The following is a 19,657-nucleotide window of genomic DNA, read 5'->3' as shown; positions in this document are numbered from 1 at the left end:
GGAAGTCAGAATGAACTTTGGTACGGTGTCCCTGGATACAAGTAAAAACAGATTGATTTCAATCGGTTATGATGGTGTCATCTCTGACATCGATAGTGGTTCACAGATGACGTCAACCGGGTTGCCGGCGGCAGGGGAATTCAAGATCACCGGCGCCGCAAACCGGTCCGTTGACATATCGATAGCGGCGGGTGAGGACCCGTCAAATGACAGCGGTGCCACGCTGACAATGACTAATCTTAACATGGATTTAAATGGCCCAAGAGGGTTTCTGGAAGCCAATGGAGAATTTATGTTAAAAGTTGGACTGCAGTTGCGTATACCAGCCGGATCTGTCGGTGAGTACAGGGGCGGTATCTATGACGTAACAGCGAACTATCCGTAAGGGGCTGTGACATGGTTCCAAATGAACAGGATATCGTCATCTGTCCGAATAATGGGGGCCACCTGGCCGGGAATATTACAGTTCCATATAGCCGATTGGCTCAATATTTCAGGATGGTTTGATGCGAAGATGGCGTTGCGGCTTACACAGGATTACCGGCTGCGGCCGGGTCCGGGTTTAACATCCGAAGAGGGGTCGGATGTCAGAGGCAGGCGAAATGTCACTTAATTTCTCAAGGAAAAGTAAAGGGATGAGATCTTTATCTGAAATGAAATCTTTAAAATCACTACCTAAAATACGTGGATATGCCGTCATTGGCCTGGGGCTTGCAATTGCCAGCCTCGGGTTTGCGACCTCGGCCTTGGCCGATAATCCGATAACAGGGACTGTCTCGATGGCGTTCATGGCGCCGATCGATATTACCGAGAAAATCAGAATGAACTTTGGGACGGTAGCGCTTCGAGTAAATTATGATAGGGAAGTCACAATGTCGCCTGACGGTGAAGTCACTGTGGCCACTAGCAGCGGGGTAACGGCAACTGGCAACGTGGTGGCAGGGGAATTCGAGATCACCGGTAGCAAAAATCAGGACATTTCCATATCCATAGAGGGGGTCTCTGGTCCAACCCTTACCGTTGGCAATGTCAACTACACGATGGAAATGACTGACTTTAAGCATAATGCAGGTGCCAACCCGGCCCTGAACGACAATGGAGAATTAACGATTAATGTAGGAGTGACACTGATAATTCCCGCGCTTGCTGCAAACGGAATTTACACCGACGGTACCTATACCGTAGTAGCGAACTATTCATAGGGGGCTGTGACATGGTTCCTAATGAACAGGGTATCGTCATCTGTCCGAATAATGGGTGCCATCTGGCCGGGAATATTACAGTTCCATATAGCCGATTGGCTCAATATTTCAGGGTGGTTTGATGTGAAGATGGCGTTGCGGCTTACACGGGATTACCGGCTGCGGCCGGGTCCGGATTTAACATCCGGGGTGGGATCGGATGTCAGAGGCAGGCGAAATGTCACTTAAACTCTCAAGGAAAAGTATAGGGATGAAATCTTTACCTGAAATGAAATCTTTAAAATCGTTACCTATAATATGCGCATATGCCGTCATTGGCCTGGGGCTTGCAACTGCCATCCTCGGGTTTGCGACCTCCGCCCTGGCGGAGGAGGCAACGGATAATCCCGTCGCCATAAAACTGCTGAAATCGTTAGGAATTAAAGAGATAACCAAAATGAATCTCGGAGGGGTGTACAGTCCTGTTGTCGACTGGGGCCGCTTTGATACACTAATCTTATATCAGTCTAATGGCCGATTGGGTTTAGTTGAGTATGACGAAGATATCAATGCTACTATCCCTCCCACTACTTCAGCGACTCAAAGGGGCGAAATCTTGATCACCGGTACCCCAAGTGAAATTGTTAACTTAAGCATGGTGGGAGGAACTCTCAGTAATGGGACAACTAATATGAAAATTAGAGGAATTCAAATTGGTAGATCCGGTCCGCATAGATTGGACAGCAACGGCATGCTAACATTACTAACCGGGATAGAAATTTCGTATTCAGGTACGCCGACACTTGGCGCTTACACGGGAACCTACACTGTTACGGTCAATTACCCTTAGCTGTAGAATAAATGAGCAGTGGCAGTTTTTCAAAAGGAAAGGAAGGGGACTCATAAAGGAACTCTATTTGAAAAGCTGGGCTAGAAAATATCCTATCCGGGTTTGCGGACTTCTGATACTCAGCCTGGGATTTGGCGCCTCCGCTCTGGCGGGAGAGGCAACGGATAATCCCGTCGCCATAAAACTGCTGAAATCGTTAGGAATTGAAGAGATAACCAAAATGAATCTCGGAGGGGTGGTCCTTGATGGCGTGGGCGGCTTCGATACACTAGCTTTTTATAGTAGTAGTAGTGGCCACTTGGCAAAATTTGAGTATAGCGACGAACTCAATTATAGTGCCCGTCCCAAAATTGGAACGCGTCAATTGGGCGAAATCAAGATCACCGGTACCCCAGGCGCAACTGTTACCTTTAGCGTGGAGAAAGGAGCAAATCTCAGTAATGGGAAGGGAGATATTCTGAAGATTAGAGAAATGTATCGTACTCCATTCAGTGATGAGGGTACCTTGGACAGTAATGGCGTGCTAATTATAACAACCGGGATAGAGCTTGAGTATTCAGGTAAGCCGGCACTTGGCACTTACACGGGATCCTACACTGTTACGGCCAATTACCCTTAGCTGTAAATCCGCAAATCCCGCCCTTTCTGACAATCTGTTACATACCGTTACATTGCATTTGTGAAGTTTTGGCCGGCAATATCGTAGAATTGCAGGGCAGACTGATTTGACAACAATATCTCTCCGTTCCTGCAAGGCGGAATGGCGGCATCATACCTGTTCGGGATTGTTGAGGCTCGGGATTGTCGGAACTCAGGACTGTTGAGGCTCAGGATTACCGGCTGCGGCCGGTTCCGGATTTTACATCCGGGGAGGGATCGGCTGCCCGGGCGGAAGGAAATCCGGAATACTGAAAAAACCGGCCACACCGGGCTCAACAGGGGCTCAACGGGCTTCTGGCGTTATGGGCCATAGACATTATGGATCACAGAGGGGTTTTTGGCGGGCCTGATAAGTTGGAAACGAGCAGCATGGGATCACAAGCGGTGTTCAAACAGAGGATAAACAAAGGGGGGAAGCGGGTTGCAAAAGAAGGCGGGAAAATGGACATCAATGAAGCCACCAATGAAAGACGGGCGCTCATAAAGGCGCGCTCCCTGAACAGCTTTTACGGGATGTGCGGGATTTTGATACTCAACCTGGGATCCGTTGCCTCCGCCCGGGCGGAGGAAGCAACGGATAATCCCGTCGCCATAAAACTGGTAAAACCGTTAGCAATTGAAGAGATAAGCCTATTGAGTTTCGGGTGGCTGGTCATTGATACATCGCTCACAACTCACACTACCGTAGATTTTTCCGGCGACAGCCGCTATCCCGATGGCTACCTCTTGGCCCCAAGTGTTTCCTCATTTGGATCACCGCAATTGGGCGTATTCAAGATCACCGGCAGTCCAGATGAAGCGGTTACCGTTACCATGACAAAAGGAGGAGATCTCAATGACGAGGACAGAAATACGCTGACAGTTATCGGTATTGTTCCCTCTCGTGATAACGGAAGTACTTTAGACAGTGATGGAGAGTTATTTGTAAAAAGCGGCATAATATTCAGCCATTCACCATTGCAGCCACCTGGCATCTACAGGGGCACCTATACCGTAACGGTCGTTTACCCTTAACTGTAAATCCGCAAATCCCGCTCTTTCTGACAATCTGTTACATACCTTTACATTGCATTTGTGAAGTTTTGGCCGGCAATATCGTAGAATTGCAGGACAGACTGATTTGACAACAATATCTCTCCGTTCCTGCAAGGCGGAATGGCGGCATCATACGTGTTCGGGATTGTTGAGGCTCGGGATTGTCGGAACTCAGGACTGCTGAGGCTCAGGATTACCGGCTGCGGCCGCTTACCCGTAATAAGAGAATTTAATGAGCGATGGCGGTTTTAGGGCCCATATGCGTTACAGGCTGCCGGACGCGGGTTTCTTATGTGCCCGTCGTTTTGAAGAAAAACCGAAACAGGCGTTATGTCGCCTGATATTTAGAGGAAAGATTTTATGAAGAGTTTGTTGCTGAGTTTTTTCAGGTCACGCTGGACGGCCTGGTATATTCCCGCCGTTCTTTTTCTGCTTGTTCCCGCGGCCCAACCGGTATTTGCGGCCAGCGGGTTAATGGTCGCCCCGACACTGGTCGAACTTGATACCAGAAACAGCAGCGAGTCCATCCTGTTGATAAATGGTGATGATGAAACACATTCTTACCGTCTTTCGTTGCAAAATTTCCGTATGAATGAAAATGGGAAGCTTGAAAAGGTCCCCGAAGAGGGGGCGGGTCAGGAGGTGTTCCAGGATCAGTTCGCGACCAAGATGCTCCGGTTTTCGCCGCGGCAAATAACCCTCGAACCGGGGGAGGTGCAAACGGTTCGTGTCGCGTTTCGCCGCCCCGTAAATTTGCCAGCGGGCGAGTATCGCTCTCACCTTTTGTTTCGCATGCTTCCCAATCCTCAAGCCCCTCCCTCGCTGCGGCCCGGTGAACCGGGAAAGGACGATGAGGCAAGTCTTGGCATAAATATTTCTGCCATTTATGGCCTGTCAATTCCCGTATTTGCGCGCGTTGGAGATTTGACCGGCACCGCAGAGATATCCGATTTGAAACTCACCGAGACCGAAGACGGAAAACCGGGAATATCCATGATTGTCGAGCGTTCCGGTGACCGCTCCTTGCGGGGGGATCTGGTTGTAAAAGCGGATGGTGAGGACATTGCCAGACTAAACAATCTGGCCATTTATTTGTCCACTCCGTACCGGCATCTGGTGCTGCCCTTCGATCCGGACAAGCCCTATCTGGGCAAGAAAATCACTGTTGAGTTTCATGAAACGAGCGAGAATGGCGGATCATTGATTGCACGGTCCGATACTGTTTTCCAGTGAGGCATGGCGCAGGGGGCATGGCGAACGGGACACGGCGAATGAGGCATGGCGAATGCCAGGTGGTTTTCGCGCCTGTATGTTGTTTTTGATGTCCCCCTGTCCAGCCATCCCCAGATGGCACTGCGCTGAGACCTGTTATGGAAAGGCGGTGCGGGAGACGTTTTTCGTTGGGGCGAACCCAGGATTTCGGAGCTGAGATCAGGGAGTTTCCTGCGTGGTTTTAGGGGGAGATTACGCACTATCCGGGGCAGATTTCCCGCCCCTCCGCGAGGGAGCGCAATGACGGCAGAGGCGACACGACTATCTATACGGCGGGAAGGGGGACCCAATGTTCGAAAGCGGCCTTGATACAGTCTTGAGACGGGTGTGGGGCGGGTTTGTTGCGGGTGCAGGAATTTGCAGTGGGAGATATCACGATGGCTTAACTGCTGCTTATTGCGGACAATGTAAGGCCGGAGATTATGTTTTATTACAAACCGTTACAACTACATGGTCGGATGGCTCCGCTGTCATGCGGTATAAAAGGGTCATTATAAAAGGGTCATTGTGGCCGGGGATTGAGTTTTGGTCGCTTGCAGGAAAAAAACGCATGGCAGGTCGATCGGGCAGGTCGCTTGGGCAGGTCGCTTGACAGTTTAGTTGAATAAGGGCTTCGTTGAATAGAGGCTTCAAGGGTCTTTGGAAATGTTTCGATTTGGAGAGGGTATGAAAAAAATCTCGGCAGTTTTTACGCATCATTTGGTTTTTCGGGCTGTCGCGGCATTGTTCGTAATGGCCTTGGCCATGCCCTCGGCCCGGTCGCAAGCGATAAACCCAATAACCACCATGAGTTTTGGGGAGGTGATACTCATTGATGAAAGCGCGGCAACAACCCTTGTTCTGAATGTAAATGGCGTGGTGTCCTCCGGCAGCAATTTCGCAGAAGTTTCGGGGTCGCAAGCCGGCGTGATTGAGGTCACGGGGACGGCCAACAGTAACGTATCTATTACATTTAATCCGATAACTACCGTCGTGAACAACGGCGCCTCCTTGACATTGAGTGATATGAAGCATGATTTGGGGGACACCTCACCTTTTCCTTTAGGCGCGGGCGGATTTTTGTCTTTCAAAGTCGGAGGAACGCTGACGGCCAGCGGCGGCTCACTGGATGGAGCCTATGAGGTGAACTATGAAGTAATCGTGGATTACATCTAGATCCTGATCCCTGGCAAGGACCGCGCATTCCAGTCCCGCCAGAGCCCAGCCCGAGCCGGCATCCCGGCCCGCATCCCGCTTTTTGCATTCCCCCATTTTTTGCCCTCCGTTGCGTCACGTTACATCGCATTACATACGGTTACTCAAGATTACATTTGCCTTCGATGATTTTGGTCATAAAGCGGCTAAATTATGCGCTAGTTAATTTATATGCCCGCTAATTTATACGCAGGTTAATTTATACGCCAATTAATGGGCCAGTTTTTCTTCAATCCGTATTGGATGTTGAAATCTGGGCAAGGGCAGAACATGAGCACGGGCATGGCAAGAGGAAGAGCATGGGCAAGTGGAAAGAGCAGCTAATATGAACAAGCATTTAAGGAATATCGGGCTTTGCGCAATGGGCTTGATTATTGCTTCGCCTGCCTTCGCAGAAGACGCGGAAACGCTTGCCACAGTGAAAGTGGTGGTGCCCATAGAAATTACACATCACACCGATTTGAGTTTCGGAAAGATTGCAGCTGGCGGTGCAGCAGGGTCCGTCACACTCCTAGCGGGCCTAAGCGGCAGCAGCACTATAACCAGTGTTCCGACCAGTATTACAGTTACTGGATCCCCGGGGCCCGCACGATTCACCGTCTATGGTAGTAAGGGTGCGTCGGTTGGCCTCTCAGCGTCGACGACGGGGCTTAGCAACGGGAATGGTGACAAACTGACTGTAGAAGACTTTAACTTTGAAAGTTTCCAGTCGTCTGACGGTACCAGTGTTACTGGTACCCCAGTGAATTTGGACGCTAATGGGCGCCTTGGAGTAAATATGGGGGCAACCTTAACGATACCTGACGGATCACCCTATGGTGACTACAGCGGTAACGTTACATTTTCAGTAACCTATAACTAGCCGATGCCGGGGTCAGATGAATTGCTTGTCTGTGTGAGGGAGAGGGGGCGTGTTGCGTCCGTCCCCCTTCCATTGCAGCTTCCTCCATCCAGTGAGAGAAAAATTTCATGTTGATTTGTTTTTTTCGTTATCTCAGGCCTTGGCAGGCGCTCCTGCTTTCGACGGAGGCGGAACTTTGTCTTGTCTAGTCGGGGGGACGCTGACGGTCACAGGCCCAGTGAATGCAGCCTATGAGGTGACCTGACGTGTAATCGTGGATTACACCTGGATCCTGATCCCTGGCTAGGCCCGCTTATTCCAGTCCCGCCAGAGCCCAATCCAAGCCGGCACCCCAGCGCGCATCCCGCTTTTTGCATCCCGCTTTTTGCACTCCGTTGCATCACGTTACATCGCATTACATACGGTTACTCAAGATTACATTTGCCCCCGATGATTTTGGTCATAAAGCGGCTAGATTATACGCCAGATAATTTATACGCCAATTAATGGGCCAGTTTTTCTTCAATCCTTATTGGATGTTGAGATCCGGGCAAGGGCAGAACATGAGCACGGGCATGGCAAGAGGAAGAGCATGGGCAAGTGGAAGAGCATGGGCAAGAGGAAGGGCAGCTAATATGAACAAGCATTTAAGGAATATTGGGCTTTGCGCCATGGGCTTGATTATTGCTTTGCCTGCCTTCGCAACAACTGAGTCAACAAAAGCCACGGTGACTTTTCTGACGCCGATAAATATTACTAAAGGCACTCCTTTGCATTTCGGCGTGTTGACAGTTCCTGCGGGGGTTATGTCGAGCAGTATTACAAAGTCCGTAAGACTCCGACCGGACGGCACTGTAATTACTTTGTCGAGCAGTATTGTAAATCCCTCTGGAACCCCGACGCCTGCAAGATACACAGTCACGGGTAGTGCCAATGAGCAGATCGCCTTTTCAGCGATTCTGGGTACCAATCCCACCAACGGGACGAGCACTCTGCAACTGACTGACTTTACCTTTAATACTGATTCCCCAGTGAATTTGGACGCTAATGGGCAACTTGCAGTATCCATGGGGGCTACCTTAACGATACCTGAGCTATCAACCCGTGGTGACTACACCGGTACCGTTATATTTACAGCAAACTATAACTAGCCGATGCCGGGGTCAGATGAATTGCTTGTTTTTATGAGGGAGAGGGGGCCTGTTGCGTCCGTCCCCCTCCCATTGCAGCTTCCTCCATCCAATGAGAGAAAAATTTCATGTTGATTTGTTTTTTACGTTATCTCAGGCCTTGGCCGGCGCTCCAATGGGGGGTTGCGCTTTTCCTGGCTGTTTCCGCGCCTTATTCAGCAGAAGCGGCAGGTGAATTGATGGTGGTTCCGACACTTGTTGAGCTTGATAACAGAGAGCGCAGCCAATCTTTACGCATTATAAATGGCAGCACCGAAACGCAAACCTACCGTATTTCGTTGGGCAACGATCGCATGAACGAAAATGGTGAGATTACTGAAAGCCTTGAAGCGACAGGCGAGGATAAATTTGCGTCCGAAATGCTCCGGTATTCTCCCCGGCAGGTCACCCTCAAACCGGGGGAGGTTCAAATGGTGCGTATCAGCTTTCGCCGATCGGCAAATCTGGCAAAGGGCGAATACCGGTCCCGCCTTTATTTTCGGGTGCTTCCCAAATCACAACCTATTGCATCCAAGTCGGCCAAGTCGGCGGAAAACTCAGAGTTCAGCGTAAATATCTCGACGCAATTCGGCCTGTCAGTTCCCGTGTTCGTTCATCAGGGAAAATTAACCGCGACGGGAGAGATAACCAATCTGGAACTGACGGAGATCAATGAGGGAGAGCCGGGCATATCCTTGCAAATTGAACGCTTTGGAGACCGATCCTTGAGGGGGGATCTGGTTGTAAAGGCGGATGGGGTCGTTGTGGCGCAGGCAAATAATGTTGCGGTATATCCCTCCGTCCCCTATCGACGGGTGCAGCTGGCCTTGCCAACGGATGAGTCCCTGAAAGGCAAGAATGTTGTCGTTGAATATCACAAAACAAAAGAAGACGGCGGGTCCCTGATCGCCAGTTCTGAAACAGTTTTCCACGAGTAGATGACAGTAACCATGCGGATTTTTTGCCTGTATTGTATTTTTGCCATTACATCCCTTTACGGCCTGCAAATGGCATATGGAGCGGAGACTGTAATCGGGTCCAGTCTGCCGGACTGGTCGGAACGTTCGGACGAAGAGCTTTTCGTCATGACAGTGGTCCAGGATAGACATGTATTGTCCCCCGGCGTGGTTGTCTATTACGACGGAACAGATCTCCTTTTACCATTGGGGGAGATGGCGAAAGTGCTGGAATTTTCGATTTCCGTTGACCCGAGTACGGGCACCGCGCAAGGATGGTATTTCAATAGCGACCACCAATTCGCCCTTGATATGCGGAACAACCTGGTCACTGTGGCCGGAGTTGAGCATAAATATGACCCGGCCAAAGTGGAACGGCATGGAAGCGACATTTACATCGCTGCGTCGGAATGGGAGCAATGGTTCGGCATCCTTCTTACAGCTGAGTTCCAACAACAGGAAATAGAGATTGAAACAAGCCAGCCCCTTCCGTATGAAATTCGTGCCGAACAGGAGAAACGGCGTTCCGGGATATCGCGCTATACTGATGATGGGGAAGAAATCACGTACACCGAACCCCCCAACGATTTTTTTGAATGGCCGTTTGTTGATGTGAGCATATTTGGCAGTAACAGTAAATCAGGTTCCAATGAGTATTCACAGGTAAATCAGACAGCAACGATTGCCGGTGTCATTGGTGAGCTGGATGCCGAGGCGACGATGTACAGGCAGAAGGACAACAGCAGACCCGACATTCGGGCGCGGGTCGGCAGGAAGTCTGTTGCCGGGGATTTGCTCGGTCCGTTGAACGCTCATGAATACGCCTTAGGTGATATTGCGACACCTTCCATACCCCTCATTTCGGACAATGTGGCGGGCCGCGGTGTCCTGGTTTCCAGCTATGGCCTGAATGAGCTGAACCAGACGAACCAGATTACTCTGCGGGGTAATCTTGCCGCAGGTTGGGAAGTGGAGTTATTCCGAAATGAGGAATTGCTGGGGTTTCAGACAGGACAGAGTGTCGGGGGCGGCCGGTATGAATTTCAGGATGTTCCAACCCTGTTTGGCCTGAATGTATTTCGCCTCGTATTCTATGGCCCTCAGGGGCAAATGCGCGAACAAACGGAAGAATATTTTGTAACAACGGCTCTCAGCAAGCCGGGAGAAACCGCGTTTCGCCTCGCGGTCAATCAGGCCGAAACAGATTTGTTTTCCTTTGAGGAGACGGGATACAACGAGTCTGTGGATGCCGGTAAAGAGCGGGTGGTTTTCCAAATGGAACACGGCTTGACAGATATCGTGTCGGTTCGCGGCAGCTTTGTCTCGCTGCATCTTGACGGGGAACGTCATGACTACGTGTCAACGGGTGTGCGAACGTCCCTTCTGGGGTCTCTTGTCAATCTTGATCTGGGACTTGACCAGTCCGGCGGTTTTGCGGTGGGCGGCACCGTTCAGACATCCATTAATTCCTGGTCCGTAACGGCAGAGCAAAACTGGTTTGAGGATTTTGTGTCGGAGAAGTCGGAAGATCTTTCAATCAATGGGGAAGCAGTCTTCAGTGAAACGGTGCTAAGATTGTTCGGTAGCGTTCCTGGTTTCGGCTCCTCCAAGCGGCTGCCGGTTTCCACGCGCGTGTCCTATCAAATAGGAGAAAACGGGGCGTGGCTAACAGACCTGGATGGGCGGATTTCCTATTATGCATACCCGCTCAATTTTGCATTGGAATCAAATAACTGGATCCGATCGGACGGGGTTTCCTATAGTGATCTGAGCCTGATTGGGTCAACGTCGGGTGAGGTTCGATTGCGGGGTATCGTCAATTTCACGCCCTCTGAAGATCGGTTTTTCAATTATTCTTCCCTATATGCCGACTGGAGTTTTGCTCAAAATTCTGGGCTAACCGGCGGTGTGCAATATTCCAATAACGAAACTAATACCGTTTTGTTCTCAACAGGTCTGTATCACAATTTCGAGCATTTCAATCTGGGGACCAGCTTTAACATGGATACGGAGCGTAACTATGGTATGAGCCTCAGTCTGTCGTTCAGTCTGGGCCATGATCCAATGAATGATAGAATTGAAATGCGCGGAGACCAGTTTGCGCGCAACAGTGCCATCGGTGCGAAAGTCTTCCTTGACAAGAATAATGACGGCCAGTTCAATTTGGGCGATGAACCAATTGAGAATGTGGGCTTCTCCGGCGGGGCCGTCCCGGATACTGTCAAAACATCGAAAGATGGTTCTGCCTTTATTCCGGGAATTGCGCCTTACAGGCGCGTGAATATAGAAGTGAATGAAAAAACGCTTGAAGACCCGTCCTGGCTTCCGGCAGATCCACCGAAACATTTATATCTGCGGCCCGGCCTGACCACGGATCTCTACTTTCCGGTTGTCGAAACCGGTGACGTAGATGGATGGGTTTTGATCAAAGGGACGGAGGCAAAACCCGCTTCGGGCATTCAGCTTCTGATCGTCAACGAAAAAGGGGACACAGTTGCTCAAGTAGAGAGCGCCTTTGACGGCTATTACTATGCTGGAGATGTCCCGTATGGTAATTACAGCATTATCGTTGATCCCGAGCAGCTGGAAAAGCTGGGGTATGAAATGGTCGGCACTCAATCAATTGAACTTAATTCCGACGAACCGTCTCTTCTGGACCGGAATGTAGAGATAACCGCGGCACAGCAGTAGGGGGGCCTGTTTGACATAGTTTGGTGGGAATAACCTGTCTTCATAAACCCCGAATTCGTAAGTCGGGACGGGTGTCCGGTACCCTGACAATGCTAGGCACGGATCGCCCGTCTATATGTCGCCGGTGCCGATTGAAACTGCTTCTTGAAGACCCGGCTGAAGGCTGCTTCCGAATGGTAGCCGACGCTTTCCGCTATTTCTATAATGGGGTAATTTGTCTCTTCCAATCGTTGCCGCGCAATCTGCATGCGCCAGTGAGTAACATACTCAAATGGCGTGAGAGACAGGCATTCTGAAAATTTCGACATAAAGGATGTGCGCGATTTTCCGGCGATGGTCGACAGTTCCTCCATTGTCCAGGAATGCTCGGGCTTTGAATGAATTGCCTGTAACGTCCGGGCAATATTGGGATCGGCAAATCCCGCCAGAACCGACTGGCGCAGGCCGTCCGTCGCGAGATAGGTGCGAAGGGCCTGGGCAAAAATGATCTCGGACATTTTCAAGGCAATCAAATCACTTCCAAGCGCCTGCCTGCCGGCCTCAAGACCGATGACCTTGAGCGTATTTTCCATCCAGATACCGGCGGCCTCGCCGTAGTTTTTTATATGAATATAAGGGGGCAGGGCGTGGATAAGAGGGTGGCTTGCCTTTTTGTCGAAGGCAAAATGACCACAGATTAGCTGGGTTTCCTGATTGGTGCCCTGTTCGCCATAGACCAGGGCACCACTGCCATCGAACCCGGATTTCTCGACCACCTGATCAAGCATCATGGCCTGATCTTCTGTTGTCGGGTCGCAGTAAAGTGTGTGGGCGGCGCCCCTGGTAATGATAATTAAATCGCCCTGCTCAATGAAAACGGGGTCATCCACGGATTTGATCCGGACGAAACAGCGCCCTTTATGGGCAAAATGAAACCGTGCCACATTCTCGAAATCAGGAACCTTAACGCCCCAGGGTGACGTGAAAGAGGTTCGAAAATACAGCGTTCCTCTCATGCGCAGATGAGAAAGAATATCACTGAGTAAATCCATCGGGGTTTCCTTTCGCTTCCGTAATATATACAGCATATCTCACTTAATGAGAAGAATTTGAACTATCGATCAAGAAATTTGCATTATCAGTCATTCATAATCCAAACCATTTGCTATTGAATAAATTTATGTGACGCAATCCAAGCGGCGCATCTCAATTATCTATTTGAATCAGGAGGACATCATGAAGATTAAAACTTTTATCGCCGCAGCCGGAGCCGCGTTCCTGCTGTCACTGGGGCCGGTGCAGGCAGACGAGCCCGCAGAGCTGAATGATCTGGAGATCGCCCATGTTGCCTATGTCGCCGACAATATCGATATTCGGTACGCCCATTTGGCACTGGCATTGTCCGATAATCCGGCCATCCACGAATTTGCCAAAACCATGATCCGGGATCATACCGCGGTAAATGAGCAGGCCCTTGCCTTGCTTGCGAAATTGAATGCCCAGCCTCAGGACAATTTTCTCAGTCAGTCCCTGCAAAAAAATTCCGTGGTTATAATCAATGAAATGAGCCAGTTGCGCGGCGCCGAGTTTGACCGCCGCTATGCGGAGAATGAACTGGCGTATCATAAAGCCGTCAATGATCTGGTGGAAAATGCCTTTATTCCGAATATTGAGAATGACGAAGTCAAGGTTCTGTTCATAACCGGCCTTGAAATCTTTAAAGCCCATGAAGGCCATGCCGCCATGATGGTTGAGAAAGTCAAATAGGCATGTTTGTTACAAGACGATATCTCTTCTCAACAGCCGCGGCGGGATTAACCGCCGCGGTTGCGAGCCTCGGTCTGGCGAATGGATCGTCCGCTGAAAATACATCAGCAAAAACCCATGTGATCGATATCGCGCGGTTTAGCTTTTCACCGCAAACCCTGGACGTCCGCGAGGGCGATATGATTACCTGGCGAAATAGCGATATAACGCCGCATACAGCAACCGCAACGGACAAAAGCTGGGATACGGGCATGATAAAAAAAGGGGAAAGCAAAAGCCTGACTGTTACCTCAAAGATGGCAGGGGAGTATTACTGCCGCTATCATCCGGCAATGACCGCGAAGCTAAGTATTCCAAACGCGTAACGCAAGAACACGGCCAAACACCAGCCCTAGTCTTATCCATTTTCCCGCCAGGGTAATGCATCCCTTAATCTGGGCGCGACAATAACGGATAGCTGGAATGCCGGCAATCATATCAGCCATGAGAGTACCTTCACCCGCAGCGACGGAACCACCATTGCCGTGGAAGACATATGGTTCGCCAATGACCAGATGAAGATATATATGCGCGTTGTCGCTTGAGCTTCAGCCTCTCCGATAGCTCACTGAAAAAATCAATTATATATAGATTTACAAATATGATAAAACTATAATATGATGTGCTGCCATCAATTGAAATTATGTGTTGCTGGTGACGTTTGAAGGAGGCTGCGGCTGTTGTTTAAGAAGCGTTGGGTGTGGAATTTTACTGCCGCAGTATTTGGCATAGGTATCATTGGGTTGATTGCGATTTTTCTGAAACGAACACCGCGTCGAATTCAAGTGTGATCGAGGCATGGCCTTCGCGATGGCCTGGCCAATGCGGCGAGACTTATCAGAGTTCAGTGAGTACACGAGAATGGAATAATTACTATGGGTCTTAAAGGCAGAAGAAAATTTGTTAAATACGGCTTTTTTGCCTTAATTACGTTGGCCTTAATTTTTGGATCGCTAATTGTCGCGGACGTAATCAGATTCAAGAAATTGGGTGAAGTTTTTTTTGTAAATTTTTCGCTAAATGGAAGCAACCTAAAGTTCGGTTCTTTCTATGCAAACTCCCGATATCTTGCCGTGAAGGTTCGAGATGCAATAGGAATTAAGCCGCAGTCCATCTTCATTTATGACACAGAATCAGAAAGCTGGGTGAAGCTCGAAGGACAGAAGAACCATTCGATGGGGATTAGTTTTAGCAGGCTTGATGAAAATATTTTTTATTTGTCGACCGGAAAGGTTGAGCCTGAGAAAAAACTGATTAATAAGATCTATAAATGCGATTTGATGAAAAATAATTGTTCGCTGGTATTTTCAAAAGATAATCCATCTCACTCCTTTATAGATTTTCCGGATGGCCGGTTGTTATTTGTCTCCAGCCCCCCGCAATCCGGAGGAGAGGAGCAGCCATTCAGATATAAAGAATGGGATTTTTATCTGCGTTTTCCAGACGGGAAAATCAAACAGCTGACCGATCTTGAATTGTACCAGTTAGGGTCGGTTAATCTGACGGTGCATCATGGTCTGTTTATCGATGTGTATGGCGACCGGAAGATGGATTATTCGGTGGGCAAGGACAATGCCGGTGTTTATCGCCTGGAGTTTGATAACAGGCGCAATGAGATTATTATCGGCGACTCGCTTAAAAAGCCTTTTATCACCTATGACGAGGGATTTATCCGCTCTGCTTGGCCTTCCATTTTGCCTGAGTCGCATTTTCTCGGCTTTATGAGCCGGTCGTCGAGCAACAGCCGCATTGAGAGGGAGTTCACCTGGCAGTCCATCATTGTTCACGACCTTGAGAGCGGAAAAAATATAGACATATTTACCTTTGAAGAAGATGGAAAACTATCGGCCCCGAAAATGAAGGATAACGAAAATCTGGCATTTATGATTACCGATGATGACAAAGCCGTTTTCTACCGGCGGAATTTCATCAGCAAGACAAACTCGCTTATCGTGTCAGTCGGTACAAAAGATATAGATAAGCTCCAGATGAAAGAAATAAGTTACTAGGCGCATTCGGAAGAATTTGGTGCGATAAAAAATGGGGGATCAATATGAGTGAAGTGAATTACAACTTGCCATGGAGTGACGTAGGGGGAGTGAAGCACCCGACTTATGGAAATTATGGAGGAGCAGGCTATTCAGCAGGTGAAATGGGTGGCGATGCAACCGATATAAATGCTCCTAAACCAGTAAACGCTTTGGATGCGTTTTATAGACAGCACGATCTAGATTACAGTCACACAGATCCTCAAAAAGCATATGAAGCAAACAAGAAGTTCCTGGAAGGCCTAAATAAGGCGATCGAAGATCCAAATTCAAAACTCAACGAAGAATTTGGCGATCAAACAATGGGTCTGCGCGACGCCGAATATCTATATGCATCGAAGTGGATTTTTGAGAGAGACGTAAAGCAATACGAAGGCGACAATAACCTCCCTGAAGAGGATAGGTACATTCCGCCCAACAAAGTAAGCCCGCCAACCGATAAATTTCCCATGCCTAGCCCAAACGAAGGAGGAGATTGGCCACTGGGCTCTTCCGGTGGCTCGGGAATGGCAAAGGGGCTTAGCGATGGCCTTGCCAATGCGGCGAGCCTGATTTCTCCGCTGGTGCTGGATCTGGACGGAGATGGTGTTGAGTTAAGTTCGGTTGAGGGCTCAACTGCATTTTTTGATCTGGACAGGGACGGTTTTGCCGAACAAACGGGATGGGTGAGTGCCGATGATGGTCTTCTGGCGCTTGATATTAACGGCAATGGTTATATTGACGATATTTCGGAGCTGTTCGGGAATGCCACGACTGACGGTTTCACGGAGCTTGCGGCACTGGACAGCAATGGCGACGGGATTATCGATGCCAGTGATACGGAGTTTGCGAACCTGAAGATCTGGCAGGATATGGATCAGGACGGCCTCACCGATGACGGCGAGCTATCTACGCTTATGGACCAGGGCATTGTATCCATCGATCTGGGTGCGACAATAACGGACAGCTGGAATGCCGGCAATCATATCAGCCATGAGAGTACCTTCACCCGCAGCGACGGATCGACCAATGCTGTGGAAGACATATGGTTCGCCAATGACCAGATGCATACACGATATACCGGCGGTTATACCCTTGATCTCAATACTCTTTACTTACCCTGGTTGCGTGGCTATGGGGAAGTTAAAGACCTCCATATAGCTATGAGCGAGGATGAGACCCTGCTTAATATGGTTCAAGCATTGGCCTTTAGCGACTATGCCGGGCAGGATTATACGGCGGATGTGGAGGCAATCATTCTTCGCTGGACGGGTGCGGATGACTATACCGGCTTTCACGGTAATAGCATCGATGCTCGGAAATTTGAAGCGGTCCATCAATTTATTGGGGAACAGGGAGTTGAGCTACATGGGAACATTCAAGGATCAGCATTCCGGGAAATCTGGGCCGATTTTGTCAAAGGTGTTGAAGCTCGGTTAATGTTGCAGGGCCCGATGAGTGATTTATTTGTTGGGGTTGCATACGATTGGCGAACGGACCGTTTTGTTAGTGACAGCGATTTGACCTCCGTTGTTACCGGCTCTATAGCACAGGTACAGGTGGGGTCAGCCAGCCACTATAGACAGCTGGTGAATGTTTTGGATCAGGTTGCGCTAGAGCAAGGGATCGACATCACGGCTTATGATGCGATACTTGAAACGGCTTTGGTCGATGCGGAAATATCGCTCTCTCTTTCTGAGCTTCGTGATAAATCCAGTGTTTTAGGTACCGCAGGGGATGATCGGTTAGAGGGGGCCGGGTTTACTGATATTATCTATGGTGGCCATGGAAATGATACGCTCATCGGGAATGCAGGGGCGGATACTTATGTCTTTTCTTCAGGGGATGGGCATGATGTAATTCAAGAATACAGTATCAGTGGCCATGACCGCTTGATCTTTACGGATGTGAATATGGACGATGTCACTTTCTCCCAGAATACGGGGAAGGATCTGATTATCACGCTGTCCAATGGGGAGACGGTGACGATCGTCGATCATTTTCTTAACTACAATTATGATGTTAGCTATATCGAGTTTGCCGATGGGACCGTGCTGGGTTTGCAGGGTATCCGGGATAAATCTGTAGCCGATCAGAAAATCAGCGGCATGATCCGCGGTTCGCTATTTGTTGAGAACTATCGGCATAGCCTGGGCGATGGGTCCTACTCGATCATTGAATACAGTATCAGTGGCCATGACCGCTTGATCTTTACGGATGTGAATATGGACGAAGTCACTTTCTCCCAGAATTCGGGGAAGGATCTGATCATCACGCTGTCCAATGGGGAGACGGTGACGATCGTCGATCATTTTCTTAACTACAATTATGATGTTAGCTATATCGAGTTTGCCGACGGCACCGTGCTGGGTTTGCAGGGTATCCGGGATAAATCTGTTGCCGATCAGAAAATCAGCGGCATGATCCGCGGTTCGCTATTTGTTGAGAACTATCGGCATAGCCTGGGCGATGGGTCCTACTCGATCATTGAATACAGTATCAGTGGCCATGACCGCTTGATCTTTACGGATGTGAATATGGACGATGTCACTTTCTCCCAGAATACGGGGAAGGATCTGATCATCACGCTGTCCAATGGCGAGGCGGTGACGATCATCGATCATTTTCTTAACTACAATTATGATGTTAGCTATATCGAGTTTGCCGATGGCACCGTGCTGGGATCGCAGGGTATAAAGAATAAGCTTCTATTTGGCTCTAACGATAGCGATACGCTTGTTGGTTTCAATAGTTCCGACATACTCAATGGCAACAGTGGGGATGATTATCTAGAGGGCGGGAAGGGTAATGATACTCTGATAGGAGGTGAGGGTAATGATACTCTCTCAGGCGGGTTTGGAACTGATAGTTTTGATGGGGAAGGAGGTATCGATACAGCGGATTACAGCTACTCATCAGAAAACTGGAATATCGATTTAGCTACCGGGACGGCTGGTGCAGAAACACTTACCAGCATTGAAAACATAATTGCCGGTTCCGGAAATGATATGATTTTAGGAAATGCGGAAAATAATATTCTGGATGGAGGAGTTGGATCCGACACATTGTTTGGGGGCGGTGGCAATGATATTCTCATTGGTAATTTCGGATTTGATAGTTTTGACGGTGGAAGTGGCGTTGATACCGCGGACTTCAGTTACTCGTCAGAGAACTGGAACATTAACCTTGTATTTGGGCTGGCCACGGTAGCAGGTGGAGCTGAAAATCTGGTCAGTATCGAAAACATAATTGCCGGTTCTGGAAATGATATAATTGTAGGTAATGCCGTAAATAGTATCTTTAAAGGTGGTGATGGAGCGGACATATATCAGTTCGCGCGGGGTGGAGGACAGGATGTTATCGACGATTACGCTACGGATGGCGCCACAGACACCCTGGTCCTTGACATAGGTATCGATCATGACGAACTCTGGTTTGAGCAGACCGGCGATGACTTGCTGATCTCCGTGATCGGGACAAGCGATCAGATCACCGTCGAAAACTGGTATGCCTCTGCGGATAACAAGATCGAGAACATTGAAACCGGGGATGGCAAGGTCGCGGATTTCAGTAGTGTTGAAGCGCTTGTCTCGGCAATGGCCAGCTTCTCACCTCCGGGCGGTGCAGCAACAGATCTCTCTGACCCGATTTATGATCCGCTCGATAGTGTTCTTGCTGGCACCTGGCAGGCAAGCTTGTAGGCAGTGAGAAAAGCAATGCGTCCGTAGAATTGTCCTCCGGGATTGGTCGGAATATGGCTTGATACATCGGATTTAGCTAACGAACTAGCCAGCGAAATTTCAGCGTCAAAACCTGCTCCGAATTTAATGGCTGGATGTCGCAGAACGTAATTAAAAGAACGTCCAAATAACACTTCCAGGGCGTCTAGTTCTGTACGACGTGGAAGAACAAATTATTCATGTAAGAATTGGTGCCATTGTTATATTTTCTTAGATATGGTCTTGACTCAGTCGTTTCAATACTTCTACAAATTCT

General features: G+C 49.2%; 17 protein-coding genes. 15 read left to right on the top strand and 2 right to left on the bottom strand.

The genetic code is table 11. From position 1 onward, the window contains the following. Nucleotides 1-10 precede the first annotated feature (10 nt). The 11 genes from NBZ79_RS11255 to NBZ79_RS11205 all read left to right on the top strand — a co-directional run bounded on the left by NBZ79_RS11255 (nt 11) and on the right by NBZ79_RS11205 (nt 11,849). A complete protein-coding gene (locus NBZ79_RS11255) occupies nt 11-385 on the top strand; it encodes a DUF4402 domain-containing protein (protein WP_251932524.1) in 375 nt (124 codons plus the stop codon). 250 nt (nt 386-635) lie between these two features. Then, nucleotides 636-1,202 carry a DUF4402 domain-containing protein gene (locus NBZ79_RS11250; protein ID WP_251932523.1) on the top strand — a complete coding sequence of 189 codons (567 nt, stop codon included), beginning with the start codon at nt 636-638 and terminating at the stop codon, nt 1,200-1,202. A gap of 250 nt (nt 1,203-1,452) precedes the next feature. Then, nucleotides 1,453-2,031, top strand: coding sequence for a DUF4402 domain-containing protein (locus tag NBZ79_RS11245; RefSeq protein WP_251932522.1), 579 nt, complete (start codon nt 1,453-1,455; stop codon nt 2,029-2,031). A 67-nt stretch (nt 2,032-2,098) separates the two neighbouring features. Then, nucleotides 2,099-2,650 (top strand): DUF4402 domain-containing protein, encoded by a 552-nt coding sequence (locus tag NBZ79_RS11240; RefSeq protein ID WP_251932521.1) that lies wholly within the window; start codon nt 2,099-2,101, stop codon nt 2,648-2,650. A gap of 410 nt (nt 2,651-3,060) precedes the next feature. Beyond that, nucleotides 3,061-3,705, top strand: coding sequence for a DUF4402 domain-containing protein (locus tag NBZ79_RS11235; protein WP_251932520.1), 645 nt, complete (start codon nt 3,061-3,063; stop codon nt 3,703-3,705). Nucleotides 3,706-4,086: 381 nt separating this feature from the next. Beyond that, the gene (locus NBZ79_RS11230) at nt 4,087-4,959 is read left to right on the top strand and encodes a fimbrial biogenesis chaperone (protein WP_251932519.1); all 873 of its coding nucleotides are present in this window, start codon (nt 4,087-4,089) and stop codon (nt 4,957-4,959) included. Nucleotides 4,960-5,664: 705 nt separating this feature from the next. Next, nucleotides 5,665-6,153 carry a DUF4402 domain-containing protein gene (locus NBZ79_RS11225; RefSeq protein ID WP_251932518.1) on the top strand — a complete coding sequence of 163 codons (489 nt, stop codon included), beginning with the start codon at nt 5,665-5,667 and terminating at the stop codon, nt 6,151-6,153. 364 nt (nt 6,154-6,517) lie between these two features. Beyond that, nucleotides 6,518-7,054: a DUF4402 domain-containing protein gene (locus NBZ79_RS11220; RefSeq protein ID WP_251932517.1), complete on the top strand. Its 537-nt coding sequence runs from the start codon at nt 6,518-6,520 to the stop codon at nt 7,052-7,054. 485 nt (nt 7,055-7,539) lie between these two features. Beyond that, a complete protein-coding gene (locus tag NBZ79_RS19700) occupies nt 7,540-8,184 on the top strand; it encodes a DUF4402 domain-containing protein (RefSeq protein ID WP_420854536.1) in 645 nt (214 codons plus the stop codon). 107 nt (nt 8,185-8,291) lie between these two features. Next, entirely contained in the window at nt 8,292-9,140 is an 849-nt protein-coding gene (locus NBZ79_RS11210; RefSeq protein WP_251932515.1) for a fimbrial biogenesis chaperone, read from the top strand. After that, nucleotides 9,141-11,849, top strand: coding sequence for a carboxypeptidase-like regulatory domain-containing protein (locus NBZ79_RS11205; RefSeq protein ID WP_251932514.1), 2,709 nt, complete (start codon nt 9,141-9,143; stop codon nt 11,847-11,849). It begins immediately after the preceding gene. Between the two features lie 92 nt (nt 11,850-11,941). Here the strand turns inward: NBZ79_RS11205 and NBZ79_RS11200 are convergent, their stop codons facing one another. Beyond that, nucleotides 11,942-12,880, bottom strand: a complete 939-nt coding sequence (locus tag NBZ79_RS11200) for an AraC family transcriptional regulator (protein ID WP_251932513.1) — start codon at nt 12,878-12,880, stop codon at nt 11,942-11,944. Between the two features lie 184 nt (nt 12,881-13,064). On the opposite strand from NBZ79_RS11200, the gene NBZ79_RS11195 reads away from it, so the two are divergent. Beyond that, nucleotides 13,065-13,595 carry a DUF4142 domain-containing protein gene (locus NBZ79_RS11195; RefSeq protein WP_251932512.1) on the top strand — a complete coding sequence of 177 codons (531 nt, stop codon included), beginning with the start codon at nt 13,065-13,067 and terminating at the stop codon, nt 13,593-13,595. Between the two features lie 2 nt (nt 13,596-13,597). Beyond that, nucleotides 13,598-13,960 carry a cupredoxin domain-containing protein gene (locus NBZ79_RS11190; RefSeq protein WP_251932511.1) on the top strand — a complete coding sequence of 121 codons (363 nt, stop codon included), beginning with the start codon at nt 13,598-13,600 and terminating at the stop codon, nt 13,958-13,960. On the opposite strand, the gene NBZ79_RS11185 is transcribed toward NBZ79_RS11190, so the two are convergent. After that, on the bottom strand, nt 13,940-14,080 hold the full coding sequence (locus NBZ79_RS11185) for a hypothetical protein (protein ID WP_251932510.1): 141 nt from the start codon (nt 14,078-14,080) through the stop codon (nt 13,940-13,942). The genes NBZ79_RS11190 and NBZ79_RS11185 overlap by 21 nt on opposite strands. 429 nt (nt 14,081-14,509) lie before the next feature. Between NBZ79_RS11185 and NBZ79_RS11180 the strand changes: the two genes are divergently transcribed. Both NBZ79_RS11180 and NBZ79_RS11175 read left to right on the top strand, forming a co-directional pair. Further along, the gene (locus NBZ79_RS11180; RefSeq protein WP_251932509.1) at nt 14,510-15,643 is read left to right on the top strand and encodes a hypothetical protein; all 1,134 of its coding nucleotides are present in this window, start codon (nt 14,510-14,512) and stop codon (nt 15,641-15,643) included. Nucleotides 15,644-15,687: 44 nt separating this feature from the next. Then, nucleotides 15,688-19,362 carry a calcium-binding protein gene (locus NBZ79_RS11175; RefSeq protein WP_251932508.1) on the top strand — a complete coding sequence of 1,225 codons (3,675 nt, stop codon included), beginning with the start codon at nt 15,688-15,690 and terminating at the stop codon, nt 19,360-19,362. Nucleotides 19,363-19,657: the final 295 nt, after the last annotated feature.

The organism is Sneathiella marina (assembly GCF_023746535.1).
GTDB lineage: Bacteria > Pseudomonadota > Alphaproteobacteria > Sneathiellales > Sneathiellaceae > Sneathiella > Sneathiella marina.
The sequence above is the reverse complement of the archived record's forward strand: the minus strand, read 5'-3'. Positions and strand labels throughout refer to the sequence as shown.

What these genes read in the sequence shown, in the direction of transcription:
- NBZ79_RS11255 (WP_251932524.1), top strand. Translation starts at nt 11, where the DNA reads ATGAACTTTGGTACGGTGTCCCTGGATACAAGTAAAAACAGATTGATT.
- NBZ79_RS11250 (WP_251932523.1), top strand. Translation starts at nt 636, where the DNA reads ATGAGATCTTTATCTGAAATGAAATCTTTAAAATCACTACCTAAAATA.
- NBZ79_RS11245 (WP_251932522.1), top strand. Translation starts at nt 1,453, where the DNA reads ATGAAATCTTTACCTGAAATGAAATCTTTAAAATCGTTACCTATAATA.
- NBZ79_RS11235 (WP_251932520.1), top strand. Translation starts at nt 3,061, where the DNA reads ATGGGATCACAAGCGGTGTTCAAACAGAGGATAAACAAAGGGGGGAAG.
- NBZ79_RS11230 (WP_251932519.1), top strand. Translation starts at nt 4,087, where the DNA reads ATGAAGAGTTTGTTGCTGAGTTTTTTCAGGTCACGCTGGACGGCCTGG.
- NBZ79_RS11225 (WP_251932518.1), top strand. Translation starts at nt 5,665, where the DNA reads ATGAAAAAAATCTCGGCAGTTTTTACGCATCATTTGGTTTTTCGGGCT.
- NBZ79_RS11220 (WP_251932517.1), top strand. Translation starts at nt 6,518, where the DNA reads ATGAACAAGCATTTAAGGAATATCGGGCTTTGCGCAATGGGCTTGATT.
- NBZ79_RS19700 (WP_420854536.1), top strand. Translation starts at nt 7,540, where the DNA reads ATGGGCCAGTTTTTCTTCAATCCTTATTGGATGTTGAGATCCGGGCAA.
- NBZ79_RS11210 (WP_251932515.1), top strand. Translation starts at nt 8,292, where the DNA reads ATGTTGATTTGTTTTTTACGTTATCTCAGGCCTTGGCCGGCGCTCCAA.
- NBZ79_RS11205 (WP_251932514.1), top strand. Translation starts at nt 9,141, where the DNA reads ATGACAGTAACCATGCGGATTTTTTGCCTGTATTGTATTTTTGCCATT.
- NBZ79_RS11200 (WP_251932513.1), bottom strand. Translation starts at nt 12,880, where the DNA reads ATGGATTTACTCAGTGATATTCTTTCTCATCTGCGCATGAGAGGAACG.
- NBZ79_RS11195 (WP_251932512.1), top strand. Translation starts at nt 13,065, where the DNA reads ATGAAGATTAAAACTTTTATCGCCGCAGCCGGAGCCGCGTTCCTGCTG.
- NBZ79_RS11190 (WP_251932511.1), top strand. Translation starts at nt 13,598, where the DNA reads ATGTTTGTTACAAGACGATATCTCTTCTCAACAGCCGCGGCGGGATTA.
- NBZ79_RS11185 (WP_251932510.1), bottom strand. Translation starts at nt 14,080, where the DNA reads ATGGCTGATATGATTGCCGGCATTCCAGCTATCCGTTATTGTCGCGCC.
- NBZ79_RS11180 (WP_251932509.1), top strand. Translation starts at nt 14,510, where the DNA reads ATGGGTCTTAAAGGCAGAAGAAAATTTGTTAAATACGGCTTTTTTGCC.
- NBZ79_RS11175 (WP_251932508.1), top strand. Translation starts at nt 15,688, where the DNA reads ATGAGTGAAGTGAATTACAACTTGCCATGGAGTGACGTAGGGGGAGTG.